The organism is Sphingobium sp. JAI105, assembly GCF_015752145.1.
Classification (GTDB): Bacteria; Pseudomonadota; Alphaproteobacteria; order Sphingomonadales; family Sphingomonadaceae; genus Sphingobium; species Sphingobium xenophagum.
The window spans coordinates 1696471-1715976 of record NZ_JADOUC010000001.1 but is presented as its reverse complement, the minus strand read 5'-3'; the positions used below and the strand labels follow the sequence as shown (position 1 = coordinate 1715976).

20 protein-coding genes are annotated in these 19506 nt (G+C 63.9%); 11 read left to right on the top strand and 9 right to left on the bottom strand.

What is annotated here, in order from left to right; all coding sequences use genetic code 11:
* The first annotated feature begins 27 nt into the window (after window positions 1–27).
* Window positions 28–711, top strand: a complete 684-nt coding sequence (locus IWY39_RS08210) for an MBL fold metallo-hydrolase (RefSeq protein WP_017181975.1) — start codon at window positions 28–30, stop codon at window positions 709–711.
* Window positions 712–761: 50 nt separating this feature from the next.
* On the opposite strand, the gene IWY39_RS08205 is transcribed toward IWY39_RS08210, so the two are convergent.
* Complete coding sequence (locus IWY39_RS08205; protein WP_026002195.1) at window positions 762–1193, bottom strand: MAPEG family protein; 432 nt, start codon at window positions 1191–1193, stop codon at window positions 762–764.
* Between the two features lie 208 nt (window positions 1194–1401).
* Between IWY39_RS08205 and rpmF the strand changes: the two genes are divergently transcribed.
* The 4 genes from rpmF (at window position 1402) to ihfA (ending at window position 4035) form a co-directional block, all read left to right on the top strand.
* Window positions 1402–1581: a 50S ribosomal protein L32 gene (gene rpmF / locus IWY39_RS08200; protein ID WP_026002194.1), complete on the top strand. Its 180-nt coding sequence runs from the start codon at window positions 1402–1404 to the stop codon at window positions 1579–1581.
* A gap of 67 nt (window positions 1582–1648) precedes the next feature.
* Window positions 1649–2671, top strand: a complete 1023-nt coding sequence (gene plsX / locus IWY39_RS08195) for a phosphate acyltransferase PlsX (RefSeq protein ID WP_017181972.1) — start codon at window positions 1649–1651, stop codon at window positions 2669–2671.
* Window positions 2668–3636 carry a beta-ketoacyl-ACP synthase III gene (locus tag IWY39_RS08190; protein ID WP_107124385.1) on the top strand — a complete coding sequence of 323 codons (969 nt, stop codon included), beginning with the start codon at window positions 2668–2670 and terminating at the stop codon, window positions 3634–3636. The genes plsX and IWY39_RS08190 overlap by 4 nt, the downstream gene beginning before the upstream one ends.
* 102 nt (window positions 3637–3738) lie before the next feature.
* Window positions 3739–4035, top strand: a complete 297-nt coding sequence (gene ihfA / locus IWY39_RS08185) for an integration host factor subunit alpha (protein WP_026149922.1) — start codon at window positions 3739–3741, stop codon at window positions 4033–4035.
* 23 nt (window positions 4036–4058) lie between these two features.
* On the opposite strand, the gene IWY39_RS08180 is transcribed toward ihfA, so the two are convergent.
* Both IWY39_RS08180 and IWY39_RS08175 read right to left on the bottom strand, forming a co-directional pair.
* Window positions 4059–4520 carry a low molecular weight protein-tyrosine-phosphatase gene (locus tag IWY39_RS08180; RefSeq protein WP_107124468.1) on the bottom strand — a complete coding sequence of 154 codons (462 nt, stop codon included), beginning with the start codon at window positions 4518–4520 and terminating at the stop codon, window positions 4059–4061.
* Between the two features lie 11 nt (window positions 4521–4531).
* Entirely contained in the window at window positions 4532–5983 is a 1452-nt protein-coding gene (locus IWY39_RS08175; protein ID WP_107124469.1) for an ATP-binding protein, read from the bottom strand.
* A 117-nt stretch (window positions 5984–6100) separates the two neighbouring features.
* Here IWY39_RS08175 and IWY39_RS08170 point away from each other — a divergent pair, with 117 nt between their 5' ends.
* Window positions 6101–7969, top strand: coding sequence for a methyl-accepting chemotaxis protein (locus tag IWY39_RS08170; RefSeq protein WP_107124470.1), 1869 nt, complete (start codon window positions 6101–6103; stop codon window positions 7967–7969).
* Window positions 7970–8033: 64 nt separating this feature from the next.
* A complete protein-coding gene (ppc, locus tag IWY39_RS08165) occupies window positions 8034–10736 on the top strand; it encodes a phosphoenolpyruvate carboxylase (RefSeq protein WP_107124386.1) in 2703 nt (900 codons plus the stop codon).
* 117 nt (window positions 10737–10853) lie between these two features.
* Here ppc and IWY39_RS08160 read toward each other — a convergent pair whose 3' ends face one another.
* A complete protein-coding gene (locus tag IWY39_RS08160) occupies window positions 10854–11405 on the bottom strand; it encodes an outer membrane protein (RefSeq protein ID WP_107124387.1) in 552 nt (183 codons plus the stop codon).
* Window positions 11406–11717: 312 nt separating this feature from the next.
* Between IWY39_RS08160 and IWY39_RS08155 the strand changes: the two genes are divergently transcribed.
* Both IWY39_RS08155 and IWY39_RS08150 read left to right on the top strand, forming a co-directional pair.
* Window positions 11718–12380, top strand: coding sequence for a peptidase (locus IWY39_RS08155; RefSeq protein ID WP_107124388.1), 663 nt, complete (start codon window positions 11718–11720; stop codon window positions 12378–12380).
* Window positions 12380–13066: a hypothetical protein gene (locus IWY39_RS08150; RefSeq protein WP_107124389.1), complete on the top strand. Its 687-nt coding sequence runs from the start codon at window positions 12380–12382 to the stop codon at window positions 13064–13066. Before IWY39_RS08155 ends, IWY39_RS08150 begins: the two co-directional genes overlap by 1 nt.
* Window positions 13067–13173: 107 nt before the next feature.
* Here the strand turns inward: IWY39_RS08150 and IWY39_RS08145 are convergent, their stop codons facing one another.
* Complete coding sequence (locus IWY39_RS08145) at window positions 13174–13629, bottom strand: peptidylprolyl isomerase (RefSeq protein ID WP_017181962.1); 456 nt, start codon at window positions 13627–13629, stop codon at window positions 13174–13176.
* A 168-nt stretch (window positions 13630–13797) separates the two neighbouring features.
* On the opposite strand from IWY39_RS08145, the gene mgtE reads away from it, so the two are divergent.
* Complete coding sequence (gene mgtE / locus IWY39_RS08140) at window positions 13798–15231, top strand: magnesium transporter (RefSeq protein WP_107124390.1); 1434 nt, start codon at window positions 13798–13800, stop codon at window positions 15229–15231.
* Window positions 15232–15262: 31 nt separating this feature from the next.
* Window positions 15263–15661 (top strand): DUF1489 family protein, encoded by a 399-nt coding sequence (locus IWY39_RS08135; RefSeq protein ID WP_107124391.1) that lies wholly within the window; start codon window positions 15263–15265, stop codon window positions 15659–15661.
* A gap of 221 nt (window positions 15662–15882) precedes the next feature.
* Here the strand turns inward: IWY39_RS08135 and IWY39_RS08130 are convergent, their stop codons facing one another.
* The 4 genes from IWY39_RS08130 to IWY39_RS08115 form a co-directional block, all read right to left on the bottom strand.
* The gene (locus IWY39_RS08130; RefSeq protein ID WP_107124392.1) at window positions 15883–16323 is read right to left on the bottom strand and encodes a hypothetical protein; all 441 of its coding nucleotides are present in this window, start codon (window positions 16321–16323) and stop codon (window positions 15883–15885) included.
* Between the two features lie 866 nt (window positions 16324–17189).
* Window positions 17190–18587 (bottom strand): UdgX family uracil-DNA binding protein, encoded by a 1398-nt coding sequence (locus tag IWY39_RS08125; RefSeq protein WP_107124394.1) that lies wholly within the window; start codon window positions 18585–18587, stop codon window positions 17190–17192.
* A gap of 7 nt (window positions 18588–18594) precedes the next feature.
* Complete coding sequence (locus IWY39_RS08120; protein ID WP_017181958.1) at window positions 18595–19059, bottom strand: hemerythrin domain-containing protein; 465 nt, start codon at window positions 19057–19059, stop codon at window positions 18595–18597.
* 58 nt (window positions 19060–19117) lie between these two features.
* Window positions 19118–19474, bottom strand: coding sequence for a hypothetical protein (locus IWY39_RS08115; protein ID WP_026002191.1), 357 nt, complete (start codon window positions 19472–19474; stop codon window positions 19118–19120).
* Between the last annotated feature and the right edge of the window lie 32 nt (window positions 19475–19506).

Sequence of the window (19506 nt, the reverse complement as noted above, 5' to 3'; positions counted from 1 at the left end):
ACCGCGTCGCTTCGCCACATCGGGCCTATGACGACATCCCCGCAAGCTACGTCCCAGCAGGACCGCCCGCTCAGGGCAACGCTGATCCCGGTCACCCCGCTCCAGCAGAACTGCACGCTTTTCTGGTGCACCGCCACCATGCGCGGTGCGTTCGTCGATCCGGGTGGCGACCTGCCGGTGTTGAAGCAGGCAGCGGCGCAGCATGGCGTGACGATTGAAAAGCTGCTCGTGACCCATGGCCATATCGATCATTGCGGGCAGGCGGGCGTGCTGGCCCGCGACCTTGGCGTACCTATTGAGGGGCCGCATGAGGATGACCGCTTCTGGATCGACAAGCTGGCGCAGGATGGCGCGCGCTGGGGCGTGCCGGGCGAAAGTTTCGAGCCGGACCGCTGGCTGGTAGATGGCGATCAGGTGACCGTGGGCGATCTGACCCTCGACGTCCTCCATTGCCCCGGCCATACGCCCGGCCATGTCGTGTTCCACCACGCCCCCAGCAAGCTCGCCATCGTCGGCGATGTGCTGTTTCAGGGGTCGATCGGTCGCACCGATTTCCCGCGCGGCAACCATCAGCAATTGATCGACGCCATCACCGGCAAGCTTTGGCCGTTGGGCGGGGATACAGCCTTCGTCCCGGGCCATGGCCAGATGAGCAATTTTGCCCATGAGCGCCGCACGAATCCCTTCGTCGCCGATTCGGTGCTGGGCTGATCCTCGCGGATATGGATGTGACGGGCGCCCGCAGTCAGGCGCCCCACCCTTTATACATGGGCGGATAGCGCGGGCGGCGCCGGCATCTCGCGCGTGGCGGTGTAGGCGATCGTCAGCGCCGTGATCGCCAGGCCGGCCGTCACCAGCCATGTCAGCAGCGCACCGCCAGCCCGCCAGGGGGTTGGGGCTTCGGCATCCATGCCAAACGCATGGGCCACGCGGGCCACGATATAGACCAGCGCACCGATCCACAGCCATAGCGAAGCGCCAACCGCCAGTTCGACCACCAGGAACAGGATCAGCACGATCGGGGTATATTCGACAAAATTGGCGTGCGCCCGCATCCGCCTGGCCAGCAGCGTATTGCCCGCATCGCCATGCAATATTTTGCCCGAAATACGAATCCGCGCGCATCGCGTCGCTATCCACAGATTGAGCAGCGCGCAGGCCGCGGCGAAGGTCAGCGTGATCGGCAGGAGCATCGATTTTCCCTTCATTTCTATGCCCTGCACCCTAGCCGCTGCGGCTTGGCAGGCAAGGAAGGACTTGCGCCCCGATCAAAAGGCGCTATAGGCGCAGGGCTTCGCGATCACCCAGGGCCGCATGGGTCTGCGGCGCCTGTGGCGTCAGCTTTCATGTTGGATCTGGCCGTTCGCACAACCTGATAGATTTACGGAACAAGGTGCCGATATGGCTGTCCCCAAAAGGAAAACGTCCCCCTCCAAGCGCGGTATGCGCCGTAGCCACGATTCGCTGCGCGTCGAAGCGTTCCAGGAATGCTCCAACTGCGGTGAACTCAAGCGTCCCCACAATATGTGCGGCGCCTGTGGCCATTATAACGGCCGCGAAATCGTCGCCGTCGGGGCGTAACGACTTTTCGATCTCCGCAAAGGGGTGATCTAGGGTGTCCAGCCAGCCGCGAATCGCCATTGACGCGATGGGCGGGGATGAAGGCGTGCGCGTGATGATGGCGGGTGTGGCGCTCGCCCGTCACCGCCATGACGGGCTGCGCTTCACCCTGTTCGGTGACGAAACCCGCATCAAGGCGGCGCTCGACAACCATCCCAATTTGCGCGCGGCGTCCGACGTCGTCCATGCCGATACCGTCGTCGATGGCGCTGACAAGCCGAGCGTTGCGATTCGCAAGAAGAGCAGCTCGATGAGCATGGCCATAGCGGCCGTGAAGTCGGGTGATGCCGGTGCAGCCGTGTCGGCGGGCAATACCGGTGCGCTGATGGCCATGGCCAAGCTGGCGCTGCGCACCATGCCTGGCATTGATCGGCCCGCACTGTCGGCCCTGTTGCCCACGCGTGGCGACAATGACGTCGTCATGCTCGATCTGGGCGCGAACACCGAATGCGACGCCCGCAATCTCGTCCAGTTCGCGGTGATGGGGGCAGCCTATGCCCGCATCGCATTCGATCTGGAGCGGCCGCGCGTGCGCCTGCTCAACATCGGTACCGAAGAGCTTAAGGGTACGGACGAAATCCGCGACGCTGCGGCCATCCTGCGCGCTGCGGACGTCCTGCCGATGAGTTTTGACGGCTTTACCGAAGGCGACAAGATCAGCCGGGGCGATACCGACGTCATCGTGTGCGACGGTTTTTCCGGCAATGTCGCGCTCAAGACGATCGAAGGCACGGCCCGCTTCGTCACCGACGTGCTGCGCAACGCCTTCACCAGTTCGATCCGTTCGAAGATCGGCTTCCTGATCTCGAAACCCGCGATGCACCTGCTCAAGCATCATCTTGATCCCAACAATCATAATGGCGCGGTATTTCTGGGCCTCAATGGCGTGGTCGTCAAAAGCCACGGGAGCGCGGACGCCAAGGGCATAGCGAATGCGGTTCATGTCGCCGCCCGCCTGCTGGAAGAAGACATCACCCGCCGCATCGCGGCCGACATGGCCGCCGTTCAGGCGCTTATTGCCTCGTCGAAGCTGGAGCAGCCCGTCAAGTGATCCGTCGCGCGATTCTCCTGGGGACCGGATCGGCGCTGCCGGCGCGTGCGGTCAGCAACGCGGAACTGGCACAGACCGTCGATACCAGCGACGAATGGATTGTCGAGCGCACCGGCATCCGCAATCGCTATATCGCGGGCGATGGTGAAACCACCGCCTCGCTGGCGGCTGACGCGGCGCAGGCCGCTCTCGATGCCGCGGGCGTTGCGGCGCAGGACATCGACCTCATCATTCTGGCGACCGCGACCCCGGACCAGACCTTCCCCGCCTCCGCTACCAGGGTGCAGGCCGCGCTGGGCATCGATGATTGCGTCGCCTTTGACGTCGCGGCCGTCTGCTCCGGCTTCCTCTACGCCATGACCGTTGCCGACAGCATGATCTGCTCCGGCGCGGCCCGGCGCGCGCTGGTGATCGGTGCGGAAACCTTCAGCCGTATTCTCGACTGGGAAGATCGCACCACCTGCGTCCTCTTTGGCGATGGCGCTGGCGCAGTCGTGCTGGGCGCGGAGGAAAGCGCGGATGGTACGCGCGGCATATTGGCCAGCAAGCTGCACGCCGATGGCCGCCACAACGGCCTGCTCTATGTCGATGGCGGACCGTCCACGACGCAGACCGTGGGCAAGCTGCGGATGAAGGGGCAGGAAGTGTTCCGCCACGCCGTGGTCAATCTCGCCTCGGTGCTGAACGAAGTCATGGCGACGGCGGGCCTGTCCAACAGCGATATCGACTGGCTGGTGCCGCATCAGGCCAACGCCCGCATCCTGGACGCTACCGCGCGCAAGCTCAAACTCTCGCCCGACCGGGTTGTCGTGACCGTCGATCGCCACGCCAATACCTCGGCTGCGTCGGTGCCGCTGGCGCTCGATTGCGCGGTGCGCGACGGCCGGATCAAGCCGGGCGACCTTATCGTGCTCGAAGCGATGGGCGGCGGCTTCACCTGGGGTGCCTGCGTCTTGCGGGTCTGATCCCGCAAAATCACGCAACCTTGCCAAAGCCCTGCGAATCCCGCACATTCCCGCAAAGGCCATCCGACTATGGTGGCCCAAGGGGTGGAAATGGGGAATCCGATGACCGGCACAGGCACATTAACGCGCGCAGACCTTGCTGAAAGCGTCAACCGCCACGTCGGCCTGTCGCGGGCCGAAGCGGCAGCGCTGATCGAATCGATCCTGGGCCATATGTCCGACGCGCTGGAGCGCGGCGAAAATGTGAAGATTTCGAGCTTTGGCACTTTCGTCCTGCGCGACAAGACCCAGCGCATGGGCCGCAATCCCAAGACCGGGGTGGAAGTGCCGATCGAACCGCGCCGCGTCCTGACCTTCCGCGCCAGCCAGACGATGCGGGATCGCGTCGCAGGCGACTGACGGGCACTAGAATCAAAAGATTGCTAGTGGGTGCGGAGTTTCGCGACGATGGCCCGCGCCGCGCGGGTTACATCGTCCCACGTCTGCGCAAAGCCTGCCTCGTCGCCATAATAGGGATCGGTCACGCCGCTCCCCTCCCGTCCCGGTACCATATCCATCAACAGCGCCAGCGTCGCGCTTCCGTCGGATGGCCGGATACGCCGCAGATTTTTGAGATTATCGCCATCCAGCGCGAAAATATGTGCGAAGCTGCGGAAATCGGCGGCGCGCACCTGACGCCCGCGATAGCCCGATATGTCGATGCCGTGGCGCTGCGCCTGCCGCACCGCGCGCGGGTCCGGCGGACAATCGACATGCCAGTCGCCCGTTCCCGCCGAATCAACGATGATGTCCAGCCCGGCCCGTTCCGCCTCCGCCCGCAACGCAGCCTCGGCCAGGGGCGACCGGCAGATATTGCCCAGGCACACGAAAAGGATGGATGACATGGTTGGGGCCGTCATCCCTCCGCCACCGCCGTCGACAGGCCCAATCCCGGCACGCCGATGGAGCGCTTGCCCGAAAAATCGGTGCGCGCGACGATGACGCCCAATTTCTCCATATAGTCGATCAACCGGCGCACTCGCCCCGGTGAACTGGTGCCATAGGCCCGCGCCAGCGCTGCATCGTCCGGGCAGGGTTGGCCCTGCATCGCGGCGCGCGCGATCAGCAGGAAGGGGGCCAGCATATCGTCCGGCAATGGGTCTGCCGCGCGCATCGCCGGTTCCCAGCGGACGTCGGCTGCGTCCATCATCCCCGCCTGCGCCATGGCAAAACGCTTGCGGAAGGCTGGCAGGTCCAGCGGCGGGGTACGCAGCCCCTTCATCCGGCAGCGGACGCCAAAATCCTGATACAGCGTCGCTATGCTGGGCGCTGCATCGCCCAGATCGGCGACGATTTCCTCCAGCACCGTCATCACCACCGGCTCATTCTGGCCGAAATCCAGTTCAGGCGCGGCGGGCCGGGCCTGTGGCGAATCGGCCAGCGCGCGGATGATGTCCTCGGCGGCGCGGGGCGGGGGGTCGGCACGGGGCGGCGCGACCGGCACGGCGTCCGCCGCTTCGGGGGCGAACAGCAATTCCTGAAAATCCTCGCCGCTGGTGACGGGGGGCGCCATCAGCTTGTGCGTGCCGCCGCGAGTGCTGGTCTTGACCGCGCCGATCTTTACCGCGACCGGACGGCGGCAGATCGCCGGACCCAGCGCCAGGAACCGTCCGCGCTCCAGATCGCGGATCTGCTCCGCCTGCCGCCGCTCCATCCCCAGCAGGTCGGCTGCGCGGGCCATGTCGATGTCCAGAAAGGTGCGCCCCATCAGAAAGTTGGAGGCTTCCGCCGCGACATTCTTGGCCAGTTTCGCCAGCCGCTGGGTTGCGATAACCCCAGCCAACCCGCGCTTGCGCCCCCGGCACATCAAATTGGTCATCGCCGCCAGCGATACCCGGCGCGCCTCGTCCGATACGTCCCCAGCGGCGGCGGGCGCGAACATCTGCGCCTCGTCGACCACCACCAGCGCAGGATACCAATGGTCGCGCGGCGCATCGAACAGGGCGTTGAGGAAGGATGCGGCGCATTTCATCTGCGCGTCGATTTCCAGCGCTTCCAGGCTCAGCACCACCGACGCGCGATGTTCGCGTATCCGGGTCGCCATCTTGACGATCTCGCGCTCATTATAATCGCCCGCGTCAATCACGACATGGCCGTAGCGGTCGGCCAGCGTGACGAAATCCCCTTCCGGGTCGATCACCACCTGCTGCACCAGCGGCGCGCTTTCTTCCAGCAGGCGGCGCAGAAGATGCGACTTGCCCGACCCCGAATTGCCCTGGACGAGCAGCCGGGTGGCAAGCAATTCCTCCACGTCGACCAGCACGTCCTTGCCGTGGCTGTCGGTTCCTATGCTGATGCTGGCGGTCACGCTCATCCTTTGGCCCAGCGGACCGGGTTGGCGCAAGAACTTGCTCACCAATTTTCAACCTGTGCCCATTAACCGGGGAGGATGGTTAAGAATCCCCTCCTCGTTCGTGTCCGCGACATGATGCGCAAACGTGCATTGCTGGCGGGCAACAACAATCTGGGGGATACGATGGTGCCGCTTGGCGGCGTCATAATGCTGGCCTTGATCGGCACGGCCATTCTCCTTGGCCTGCTCAGCGCCCAGATCGAACGCAATGCCGACGCCTATCTGCATCGCGTCGTCAATGGCGCGTTGCTGCGTGAGCGGGCCGCGGTGGGCGATGCTGTCATGGCGTCGGCGCGCTGGGACGATGCGGTAGGCCATGTCTATGGCGATTTCGACAGCGAATGGGCCGAAAGCAATCTGGCGACGGAAGTGGCCGATTCCTACGTGCTCGACGTCCGTGGACGGACGATCTGGTCGGCGGCGGGCAGTGAACTGCCCCGGCGCGCGCGCCGCCTGCCGCTGGACCAGGCGCTGGACTTGCCGGTACTGCATGAACTGATGACGGCGCTGCCGCAGAGCCATCGCGCCGCGCTGGACGAGCGCAAGGCCGTTGTCCGTTTCGTGCGGTTGCAGGGGCAGGCGGCGATCCTGGGCGTCCGCGCGATCACGCCATGGAAAGACGTCGCTCACTTGCCGTCCGGGGATGTGCGCTATCTGGTGCTGACCAAACCGATCGACGCCAAATTGCTGGCCGACATGAGCCGCACCAATCAATTGCCGCTGCGCTGGAATGTCGGCACTACCGGGGACACCGAAAACGGTATTCGGGTCAAGGATGTCACCGGGCGGGTGCTGGGGCAGGTGGAATGGCGCCGATCATCGTCGGGGGCGAAGGCGTTGCGCCAGATCATGCCCGCCGTCGCCATCATCGTCCTGACATTCCTGGCCATGTCGGGCTGGCTGGCATGGCGCCTGATGGCGGCGCATCGGGCCTTGCGCGAGCAGGTCCAGCTGTCGCGCGATGCGGAAAGTGAAGCGCGCTCCGCCGCCGAACAGGCCAGCAAGGCGCTGGTGCAGGCTGAAGCGGCCCGGCAGGCGTTGGCCGCCAGCGCCGATCAGGTCGCGGCGGAGGAACGGCGACATCAGGAAGAATTGCGGCGCAACGGGCGCGTGATAGCCGAAGCGCTGGAACGGTCCATGGCCCTGCTGGTGACGCAGCTGTTCGAAACGGCTGCCGCGCTGGAACATAGCGCCGACGATACGATGCGCACGATTGACGAGCAGCAGCGGCATGTCGATACCGTGACGGCGCGCGCGCGTGATACCGCCGGATCGGCCCAGGCCATCGCCGCGACCATTGACGATCTGACGGCATCGATCGGGGCTTTCACCGGCACTGCCTATGACATCCGCGAATCGGCGGCGAGCGCCAGCGGACAATCGGCCGCCGCCCACCACGCCAATGATAATCTGCGTCGCCATGTCGGCAGCGTCAACGAAGCGACGAAGCTGATCGCGGAGATTACCGGCCAGACCAACCTGCTGGCGCTCAACGCCACGATCGAGGCGGCCCGCGCCGGAGAGGCGGGGCGCGGCTTTGTGGTCGTCGCCAACGAAGTCAAGGCGCTGGCAGCCCAGACGGCCCAGACCACGCGCGAGATTCAGGCGCGCGCGGATGGGATCGAACAGGCGGCGGAACAGACGTTCGCGCTTGTTGGCTCGGTCGATACGGTCCTGGCCAGTCTGGTCGAGACGATCGGTGCGGCTGCCTCCTCCGCCCAGCAACAGCTTGCTTCGGTTGAGGATATTCAGCGCGTTTCCCGCTCGGTCGCGCTGGATGCGGGCGCCACCAATCAGGCGGTCGACGCGATTTCCCATGCCCTGCGGCATTCGGCGCAGGCCGCCGCTGCCACCCGTGCCCAGGGCGCGGCCGTACGACAGGGTGTGGAACAGGTGCAGGCAGAATTCGGCCGGCTGATCGAGGCGCTGAAGGCGGCTTGAATCGCGCAGCGCAAACGATGGGAAATGCTTGACCCTTTTACTGTTGCAATGCAGCATCGTTTCCATGGCGACTCTCTCCTCATCACCGTCCGCTCCTGCGATCACGCAGAACCCCGACATCCGCTATCTGGGGCGCCTGCTGGGCGATGTGATCCGCGCCTATGGCGGGGATAGCCTCTATCGCCAGACCGAATATATCCGCTCCGCCTCGGTCGATCGTGCGCGCGGCATACAGGGCGCGGACCTTGTCGATACCGGGCTGGACGCGCTCAGCCTCGACGACACGCTCAACTTCACCCGCGGCTTCATGCTGTTTTCGATGCTCGCCAATCTGGCCGAGGACCGGCAGGGGGTCGCGGCGGACCCAGGGGCCGATGTGGCGTCGGCGATCGCCCGGCTCGATTCGCATGGAATCGATCGTGACGCGGTGCTGGGGCTGCTGGCGCATTCGCTGATCGTCCCCGTTCTCACCGCCCACCCGACCGAGGTGCGGCGCAAGAGCATGATCGATCACAAGAATCGCATTGCCGATCTGATGCTGCTGAAGGATGCGGGTCGCCAGGAAACGGCTCACGGCGAAAATCTGGATGAGGCGATTTTTCGCCAGATCGCCCTGCTGTGGCAAACCCGTCCGCTGCGCCGTGAAAAACTGTTCGTCGCGGACGAGATCGACAATGTGCTCACCTATTTCCGCGACATATTCCTGCCTGTCCTGCCCGCCCTTTATACGCGGTGGGAGCGGGTGCTGGGCGCGCGCCCGCAAAGCTTCCTGCGGGTCGGCAGCTGGATCGGCGGCGACCGCGACGGCAATCCCTTCGTGCAGGCACCCCAACTGGAATTCGCGCTCAAGCGGGGAGCGCAGGCGGCGCTCGCTTATTATCTCGATGCGCTGCATGCGCTAGGCGCGGAACTCTCGCTATCGACCGAACTCGCCCATGTGCCGCAGGCGGTGCTGGATATTGCCGACGCCAGCGGCGACGCGTCGCCCAGTCGGCAGGACGAACCCTATCGCCGCGCCATTTCGGGCATCTACGCCCGGCTGGTCGCCACCTATGTGGCGTTGACCGGAGATCAGCCTCCGCGTCCCTCCGGCCTGAAAGGGCAGGCCTATGCCAGCCCCGCCGATTTCCGCCGCGATCTCGTCACCGTGGCCCAAGGGCTGGCGAGCGAGGGCAATGGCGCGTTGGCGACGGGGGGCGCGCTTGGCCGTCTGATCCGCGCGGTCGAAACCTTCGGCTTCCATCTTGCCACGCTCGACATGCGCCAGAATAGCGACGTGCATCAGCGCGTCGTTGCTGAACTGCTGAAGGTCGCGGGGGTCGAGCCGGACTATGCCGCGCTCGACGAATATGCCCGTATCGCGCTGCTGCGCCGGGAACTGGCCAATAACCGCCCGCTGGGATCGCGCTTTTCCGACTATTCGGAGGAAACCGCGTCTGAGCTCGCGATCGTCCATGCCGCCGCCGAAGCGCACCGCATCTATGGCCCCGCCTGCATCACCCATTATATCATTTCCAAGGCGGAAAGCGTGTCGGACCTGTTGGAGGTCAACATCCTGCTCAAGGAAGCCGGCCTGTGGCGCGCCGGCGTAGAAGGTTCGCCACCCCAGGCGTCGATCATGTCGATCCCGCTGTTTGAAACCATCGCCGATCTGGAAGCTGCGCCGCAGATCATGTCGGCCTATTTCGGCCTGCCCGAAATAGCTGGCGTCGTGAAGCAGCGCGGCCATCAGGAAGTGATGATCGGCTATTCGGACAGCAACAAGGATGGTGGCTACATCACATCGACCTGGAGCCTGTTCAAGGCAAGCAAGGCGCTGGAGCCGGTCTTTGCCGAAGCCGGCGCGGCAATGCAGCTGTTCCATGGGCGGGGCGGCGCGGTCGGGCGCGGCGGCGGTTCCGCCTTCGCCGCGATCCAGGCGCAGCCGCGCGGCACCGTGCAGGGGCGCATCCGCATCACCGAACAGGGGGAGATGATCGCCGCCAAATTCGGATCGCGCGACGTCGCCATGACCAATTTGGAGGCGATGACGAGCGCGACCCTGCTCGCCAGTCTGGAACCCGAAGGCATTTCGGACAAGGACGCGGCGCGTTTTGCAGGCGCCATGGACGAATTGTCGCAAAACGCCTTCAATGCCTATCGCGATCTGGTTTACGGGACGGACGGCTTCAAGGAATTCTTCCGGCAGCTAACCCCGATTCAGGAGATTGCGGGCCTCAAGATCGGCTCCCGCCCCGCCAGCCGCACCAAAAGCGACCGTATCGAGGATTTGCGCGCCATCCCTTGGGTGTTCAGTTGGGCGCAGGCGCGCGTGATGCTGCCGGGCTGGTATGGCGTTGGCCATGCGATCGCAGCGTTCGAGGACAAGGCGCTGCTCGCCGACATGGCGCAAAGCTGGTCTTTCCTGAAGTCGGCCATGGGCAATCTGGAAATGGTGCTGGCCAAATCGGACCTGGGCATCGCGGCGCGCTATCTGCCGCTGGTCGAAGACCAGGCGATGGCCGAAAGGCTGTTTGGCCGTATCCGTGAAGGATGGGCATTGACCCATGACGGGCTGATGGCCGCGACCGGGCAGAGCCGTTTGCTGGAAAAGAATCCGACGCTGGAAACGTCCATCCGGCTCCGCCTGCCTTATATCGAACCGCTCAACCTGCTTCAGGTCGAATTGTTGAAGCGCCACCGCGCGGGCGAGGATGATCCGCGGATCAAGGAAGGCATCGAATTGTCGATCAACGCCATCGCGACGGCCCTGCGCAACAGCGGATGAAATGGAAATCCGGAACGGCGGCAGTCCAATGCGCCGTTCCGGACCCAGTCCCTGATCAGGGCGAAGCCTGAGCGGGGATCGGCTGGTGGGGCGGGCCGTTACAGCCCGCCCGATCCTTTAGAATTTCGCGACGACACCCGCCATCGGACGGATCGACCGGAAATTGCCCAGCGTGTCTGCCTGCACCCGGAAACGGATGTTGCTGCTGGCGGCCGAACCGCCCATGTCAGCCGCCGACAGCTCGACGCCCGCGCCATAGGTGGTGCCATGGCAATCCGGGCTATCGGGGCCAAGCGCGTCGAAATTGACCCACTTGTAACCGACCTTGCCGAAAATCAGGCTGTCCTTGCCAGCCTTGACGCCGACCCGGCCAGCTGCGCCATATTCCCAGTCGATGTCGCCCGAAACGCCCTTGGACGCGGACCCTTCGACGCCGACGACCAGCGGGCCAGCGACATTATAGTTCACGCCAGCGACGCCTTCGACCATCCGGCCCTTATAGCCGACCGGAGGAATGCCTTCCTTGCCGGTTTCGCTATCGAAATTATGCACACCGCCCATCACGCCGACATAGGGCTCGATGCGGCTGGGGGAACCAGCCTGATCCTGCGCCATGGCGGCGGGAACGAAGGACGCGGCAGCAACTGCCGTCAAAAGCAGTGTCTTCATGGGTATGACCCTTTTCTGTTGTGGATTGGTGCGACGGTGTGGACCCGCCGGGTCGCACGAATGAGCGCTACAAGCGGCTCAGGCGACGCGGGATAAATGGCCGGCCTTGCCCGAAGGTTTCCTGAACGGATTATAAATATCGCGCAAAAAGCGATTATGTGGCGGAAAAAACACGCTTTCTGTCACCCCGATGAACGAAATGCCACTTATCTGAACCTGCGATAAACACGCGGTTGCCCTGCCAAATCCATTCACAACCAATTCAACCGCCGGGCGTTACGTCATCATCAGATGGGAAAGAGGAGAAAGACGATGACGGGCTTCCGACATCGGATTCTGGCCGTGATCGGACTGGCAGGCGCGCTGGCACTGGGTGGCTGCGCCTATGATGATGGCTATGGTTATGGCGGCGTGAGTGTCGGCACCGGCTATTATGGCGGTGGCGGCTATTATGGCGATGGCTATTATGGCCCGACTGGCTATTATCAGCCCGGCTTCTACAATGGATGGTATGACAATTTCTATTATCCCGGCACCGGCTATTATGTCTACGACCGCAATGGCCGCCGCCAGCGCTGGAACGACCGCCAGCGCCGCTACTGGGAAGGCCGCCGTGCCGAGCGGCGCGATGACCGGCGCGACGACCGACGCTATGGTCAGTGGCGTGGGCGGGATCGTGACGGGCGCGATGGCCGCTGGCAGGGCCGCGATGGCCAGCCGGGCACGCCGGGCACTGGTAACTGGACCAATCGTCCCCGCCCGTCGCAGGGCACGGACAGTCCGCGCGGTCGCGGTAACTGGCGCGGCAATGATGCTGTGCGCCCGACCCCGCAGCCGGGTCTGCGCCAGCCGCAGGGCCGCCCGCAAATGAACCAGCCTCGTCCGCAACGCAATTGGGGTACCCGTCCGGCGCCGTCAGAACGCGCCGTGCGCTCGCGCGCGCCCGGCGCCTCGCGGCAGGAACGTCCTGACTGATGCGGGGTTCGGTAAAGGCTATCATGCTGCTTCCCCTCCTGTTCGTCGCGGCCTGCGACGGGCGGGAGGAGAGTGCGATCGACAATCTCGCCAATGGCGCCAATGCGACCCAGGTGGAAAATAATGTCCGCGCTGAGGCGATGGCGGTCATGGAACCGCTCAACCCGCCAGCGCCGGGCACGCCGGGCGGCTTGCCCGACGACCGTACGCCGCTGGAAGAAGGGGCGATCGACCCCGGCAGTGGCCAGGGGGCGGCGCAGGTGGTGCAGGGCTATTTCGCGCTGCTGGAGGAGAAACGGTTCGAGGACGCACAGGATTTGTGGAACCCGACCGGTGCGATCGGCCAGCAGGACGACGCGCATTTCGTCGCGCGCTTCCGTGGCTTTAGCGAGATCCACGCCAATATCGGCGCGCCGACCGAGCCGGAGGGTGCGGCAGGATCGCTCTATGTCAGCGTGCCAGTGCAGATTTACGGCAGGCTCGCGGCCAATGGCAAACCCTGGTACGCGCTGCGGCAGGCCATATTGCGCCGGGTGAATGACGTCCCCGGATCAACCGCTGAACAGCGCCGCTGGCATATCGAAAGTTTCGGGCCGTATACGCCGCCAACTGTCGACGCAGCCGATAATGCGGCGCAGGCGACACAGTCCGTCTCCCCAACCGACGGGATGGCGGCGAAGCGCTGATTCATGCTCGCGCGAGCAGCTCGTTCCTCGACGGGGCGAAGCCTGTGATTGCGCTCATAAAAAAGCCCGCCTCCAAGGTCTGGAGGCGGGCTTTTCATTCAGCAAAGTCAGGCGACGCTTGCCTTGACGATTTTGCCGGGCGTGCGCGGCGGCTCGCCCTTGGGCAGCGCGTCGACATGCTCCATGCCCGACGTCACTTCGCCCCAGACGGTATATTGGCCGTCCAGGAAGGTCGCATCGTCGAAGCAGATGAAGAACTGGCTGTTGGCGCTGTTCGGGTTGGACGAACGCGCCATCGAGCAGACGCCGCGCAGATGTTTTTCGCGGCTGAATTCGGCCTTCAGGTCCGGCTTGTCGGGGTGGCCGCCCATGCCGGTGCCGGTCGGGTCGCCGCCCTGCGCCATGAAGCCGGGGATGACGCGGTGAAACACGACGCCGTCGTAAAAGCCTTCCTTGGCGTTTTCCACGATGCGGGCGACATGGCCGGGCGCCAGGTCGGGCCGCAGCTTGATGACGACGTCGCCGCCACTGTCGAGGCTAAGGGTCAGGGTATCGTCGGCCATGAAAAATCCTCTCTTTGGGGGATGGGGTAGTGCTGGCACCCATATAGAGGCTGTAAGTCACGATGGAAGCCCGTGTTTTGGGCTTCTGGCCCGTCTGCGCCATTGCAATTATATTGTGCATGGGCGAAAGGATCGGAATGCAACAGGAACCGGACAGTAGGGGGCGCCATGAGCGAGCGCGGCGACATAGCCCAGCCCCTGTTGGACGGGGATGATGCAGAGGATGCGATCGCCGCTGCGGCGGAATCGCGCCATGATGAGGATGATCGGCTAAAGCCCGAATTCGTCTCCGCCGTGCTGGACGCGGTGGAGGAAGGCGACGCCGAACGTGCGCGCGACCTCGTCTCGCCGCTCCACCCCGCCGACATTGCCGACCTTCTCGAACTCACCCCGGCTGACCGGCGCGGTGAGCTGGCGACGGCGCTGGGCGATCTGGTCGGCGCGGAAGTCCTGTCCGAACTCAATGACTATGTCCGCGACGACCTGATCGGTGATCTGGCGCCCGAACAGGTCGCCGAATTCGCCTCCGAACTCGATACCGACGACGCCGTCGCCATGATCGAGGATATGGAGGAGGCCGACCAGCAGGCCGTCCTTGAGGCGCTCGACCCGGAAGATCGCGCCGCGATCGAAAGCGCTTTGTCCTACCCGGAGGAGTCCGCCGGCCGCCTGATGCAGCGCGACCTAGTCGCGGTGCCCGAACATATGACCGTGGGTCAGGTGATCGACTATCTGCGCGACAATGGCGACCTGACGACCGATTTCTGGGAAATCTATGTCGTCGACGCCATGCACCGGCCGATCGGCTATTGCCAGCTCAGCTGGATTCTCACCTGCCCGCGCAGCGTCGCCATGGCCGACCTGATGAAGCGCGAACAGACGCTGATCCCGGTCGACATGGATCAGGAGGAAGTCGCGTTGCGCTTCCAGAAATATGCACTCATCTCCGCCGCCGTAGTCGATGGCAGCGGGCGGCTGGTCGGCATGATCACCGTCGATGACGTCGTCCACATCATTTCCGAAGAAGCGGGCGAGGATATTCTGCGCCTGTCGGGCGCGGGCGAGGGCGACATCAACGAACCGATATTGATGACCGTGCGCGCGCGCCTGATCTGGCTGGTCGTCAACCTTGGCACCGCCATGCTCGCCGCTTCGGTCGTCGGCCTGTTTGAAGGGACGATCGCGCGCTTCGCGATGCTGGCGGCGCTGATGGGCATCGTGTCGGGCATGGGCGGCAATGCGGGGACGCAGACGCTGGCCGTGGTCGTGCGCGCGCTTGCCACCAATCAGCTGACCAGTTCCAACACGGTGCGGATGATCGGCCGGGAATTCCGCATTGCCGCGACCAATGGCGCCGCGCTGGGGACGCTGATCGGCATCGGCTCCTACATCATCTATGGGCGGATCGACCTGTCGCTGGTGTTCGGCGCGGCGATCCTGACCAATAATCTGGTCGCCGGGCTGGCGGGTGTGCTGGTGCCGATCACGCTGGAACGCAATAATGTCGATCCCGCCGTGTCGTCCGCCGTGTTCGTGACGATGATGACCGATTCGCTGGGCTTTTTGAGCTTCCTGGGGCTGGCGACCCTGTTCCTGCGTTGAACCGCGACGCGCGCGTCCCCAGATCGCCGCCATGCCGTTGCACATGACCAAGATCGCATTCCAGAGTGAAAGCCCCGCCAGCCTGAAAGCCTGGCTGGAAAGCCATGCCGATGAAGCGCGGCTGACCACCCGCTATCTGCCCAAGCGGGTCGAGGAAATGGCGGGCGGATCGCTCTACTGGATTCACGGTCACCGCATCGTCGGCCGCAGCCCGATCCTTGGCTTCGCCGAAACCGGGCAGGGCCGCCACTGGATCCGCCTCGCGCCGACGCTGATCCCGGTCCATCCCATACCAAAGCGCGCCCATCAGGGCTGGCGCTATCTGGCGCAGGAGGACGCGCCGCGCGACCTGGGCGAAGGGGAGGAAGATGCTACTGCAGCGATGCCCGCCGCACTGCTGGGGGAACTGGCGAAACTGGGGTTGGTGTAGAGGCGCGTGCCCTTCTCCCCGCCGGGGAGAAGGATATGAAGCCTTACCGCACGCAGTGCGGTTAGGCGCAGTTGGAAGAGGGGGAGCGTCTGCTAACGGCCAATCGCGGGCACTCCGTCAGATGATCCACACCGCTGAAACCGGCCACTCATTCAGATGACAAGTCGAAGGCTGAATGACCAAATGTGGGTGGAAAGCGGACATTGAACCCGGTTCGACGTTCAAGCTCGAGACGTGCTCAACATCACGCGCGGAGGACCGACGCTCACCACATCCACGCAGTGATTTAGCGTGGTCAGCGACCAGTGCTCTAGTGGCCCCGGATATTCATCGTCGGCGAATGTGGTAGCGGAGACATACTGGAAGAATGCTGTGTCGAAGCGCCGCTCAAGCATCTTTCCTCTGGGCAACTCGTCATCCTCGCCCTTGCAGAAGCTCTCGTTTCTGACTGCGTATGCGACGTAGTTGTCCCAACGTAGCTCGAAAGACCGGCTCTCGTCGGTCACAAGGATCGGCCGACCTTCACCCAAGTCGACACCGTCGATGTCGATCTTAGTCGGCTCGCCGAGCAGGCCCTCCACTACTACGATCCGCAACTGGTTTTCGGACGGCTCTCCTATATCAGTGAGGTATAGGTTGAGCAGACCGTCGGGAAACTCCATCGGACACCTTCAAGCCATTTGTAAGCGAGCGTTGTTAGCTGGGTTTCCATAACGTCCGCAATTGGGCGATTTTTGCCGAGTGATTTTTTCCGCGCAAGGTCAGCTTTCGCCAATAATCTCCCCAAAAGCTGACTGACCGAAATCCACCCTGCCACGCCGTCCCCCAGCCGCGATTGATCCGCACCGTCAATCATTTGCCTGTCCGGAGTTGAGCAGCAAAGCTGATGGACCGCTAATGAGTATTTGTTGCCTTCCTTTAATCGTGTAGGCTCACGACATGGCAGAATGTTCCAAAAGGTATGTGCTGCTGCGCTGGGTAGGCGTAGGCGTTCTGGTGTCGCTCATCATCGCCGTAGTTACCATATGGTTATCGGAGGGAACGCCGCCAACTTCACTGGTGCTTCTGCTATCAACCAGCACATGCATCCTTGGATGGGCGTCTACGAAGATAAAGGTGGAAACTAACCGCTGAATCGTCGTTCGCGAAGGTCGCAATCGACTGTTCCGGCCTTAGGTGGCCGTCACTATGGCAAGCTACCAGCTACTTTTTCAGCGAAATATGGGCTTAGGTGCTCGCTCTCACTCAATATGCCGGATAGCCGCCATTCGGCCAAAGGTTCATCGTGGTCGCTCAAAGCCATCATATGACCGGCCAATCTATGAACCATGTCATTGATCTCCGCCTTCCGATTCTCGTCACTGTCCCGCGACATGATCGTGAAAGCGTGGATGCTATGCGCCAAAAACCGAAGAAGGGCGTCGCGGCTTGCGCACGATAATTGGTGTCGCAGATCAGTCATGTTCGCACGTCCCAATGTCCAGTTACGCCCTTTTGCTCCCTAAATCCGATTGTCCGCAATCCACCCTCACGCCAACGCCCGCACCCGCTCTCCCACGACGCGCAACTCCGCCACAAACCGCGCCCGCTCCTCCGCCGCTTTCGCCGCATCCGGTAGCCGCAGCAAATAGCTCGGATGCACCGTGATCCAGCCTTCCGCGCCGTCCGCCAGCGGGATCGCCGTGCCGCGTAGCTTGCCGATGGTCACCGCCTTGCCCAGCAGGGCGCGCGCCGCCGTCGCGCCCAGCGCCACGATCACGCGCGGGCGCACCAGCGCCAGTTCCTGCTCCAGCCACCATCGGCACGCCTGCACCTCGCCCGCCTGCGGGGTCTGATGGATGCGGCGTTTGCCACGCGGCTCGAACTTGAAATGCTTGACCGCATTGGTGACATAGGCCCGCGCCCGATCCACCCCGGCCTCCGCCAGCGCGGCGTCGAACAATTGCCCCGCCGGACCGACAAAGGGCCGCCCGGCCAGATCCTCCTGATCGCCCGGTTGCTCGCCAATGAAGAACAGGGGCGCATCGACCGGCCCTTCGCCAAACACCGTCTGGGTCGCGGGGCCATGGAGCGGGCAGCGGGTGCAGCCGCGCGCTTCCTCGCGCAGCGCGGTCCAGGCCGCCATGGCGTTGCCGGGCCGCTTTTCAGGCAAAGGGGCTGTTCCGATCATCGTCGCCTCGCGTGCCTGCGCGCCTGCCACCAGCGCCGGGATGAGCGCCGCTTCGGGCAGATTGCGCCAATATTTCTTCGGCATTTCGGACAGCATCGCCCCGATCTTCAACCGTGCCGGATTGAAGATGGCCGCATAATAGCCCTTCCATATATCCTCTACCGGGTCGTCCCCCGGCGCATCGCCGCGCGTTGCGCCCGGTCCCTCGGACAGCGTCTCGCCATCCCAGTGGATGCTCAATTCCGGCGTCAGGATCGACCAGCGCATCGTCGCGAAGCGCCGCACGAAGAAGCCCGCATTGGCGCGTACGATATGCTGTTCCGGCTCGAACCAAGCGACAAAGCGTGTGCCATCCGCATCCTCCAGCGCACGAAAGCGCACAAAGGCGCGCATCTTGTGGATGTCGCGCCGCACCGCCTTGGCCAGTCCCTCGATCCGGCGCAGCAGCGGATCGGCCTTGTCCTCCATCGTGCCAGGCCGGTCGCGCAACTGCATCAGCAGCGCGTACAGCAGGGCGAAGCGTTGGGGATCACGATGCAGGATCGCGCTCTGGGCCAGATCGACGAAGGCGCGTGGCACGCCGAAGGCGCCTTCAGCCGCAATGGGCGGCGGCGCATCGCTGGCGAACAAGTCGCCATCATCCCCGCCGACCTGCCAGACGATGTCGGCCGGATCGACTCCAGCCAGCGCGAAGCCGCGCGCCGTTGCCCGCCATCCGTCAAAATCATCCGGGGCGGCCAGCGACGCGCGGTACATGGGCGTTTTAGCTGTCGGCCTCTGCGCGCGCCAGTTCGGCGGGCTTGCGCTTGGCAAAGGTGGCGGCCAGCGATTTTTCCTCGTCAGCCGTCAAATCCTTGGCGGCGTTCGGGAACATCTCTTCTTCCTCCTCCTCGATATGGTGGAGGTAGCGTTCCTTCATCTTGGCGAATTTCTTGCGCCATGCTTCGCCGTCGAACTTCAGGTCGTCCAGCTCTTCCAGATAATCGTCGATTTCCTTATGCTCGGACACGCTGTGCTGCGCATCCTCGCGCAGGTCCGGGCGTGCCAGCATGGTCGCATAGAGCGTCTCTTCCTCCGCAGCCGCATGGGCGCTGACTTCTACCTTGAACTGATCGAACAGTTTTTTCAGCCGGTCGGAATCGTCTTTCGCGTCCGCCATCTTGGCGAAAAGCTGACGATGCGCGTCATGATCCTGTTTCAGGCGGTCGAAAATCGTGCGGTCGGCCATCACCTATCCTCCTCTTGGGTTCGGGAGGAGAACGGCGAAACCGGCAATAAGGTCCGCGTCAGCCGAACAGGAAGCGGAAGATGATCGCCACCGGTATCCACAGCATCGCGCCGACCAGACTGGCGGCCCAAAGCTGGAGCAGGTCGCGGCGGAACCGCAGCGCCAGCCCGTTGCGCGAAAGGTCGCTGCTCTCCAGCATCTGCCAGCGCCGTTCCAAACCGCGCGCTGCAACGGCAAAGCCCGCGATCGCGACGATGATGCCCAGGTGCAGCACCAGCGATCCGCCCATCTTGGCAACGATGAAGATCTGCAACAGGCAGAAGGTGACCAGCGCCGCAGCGAGATGCGTGCTGATCCGCTTTGCGTAACCGACCTTCCGGCTGGCGATGGCATGACCGTCGAACATTGTCGCCAAGACCCTGACCCCCTTGGATGACTGAGTGTCAA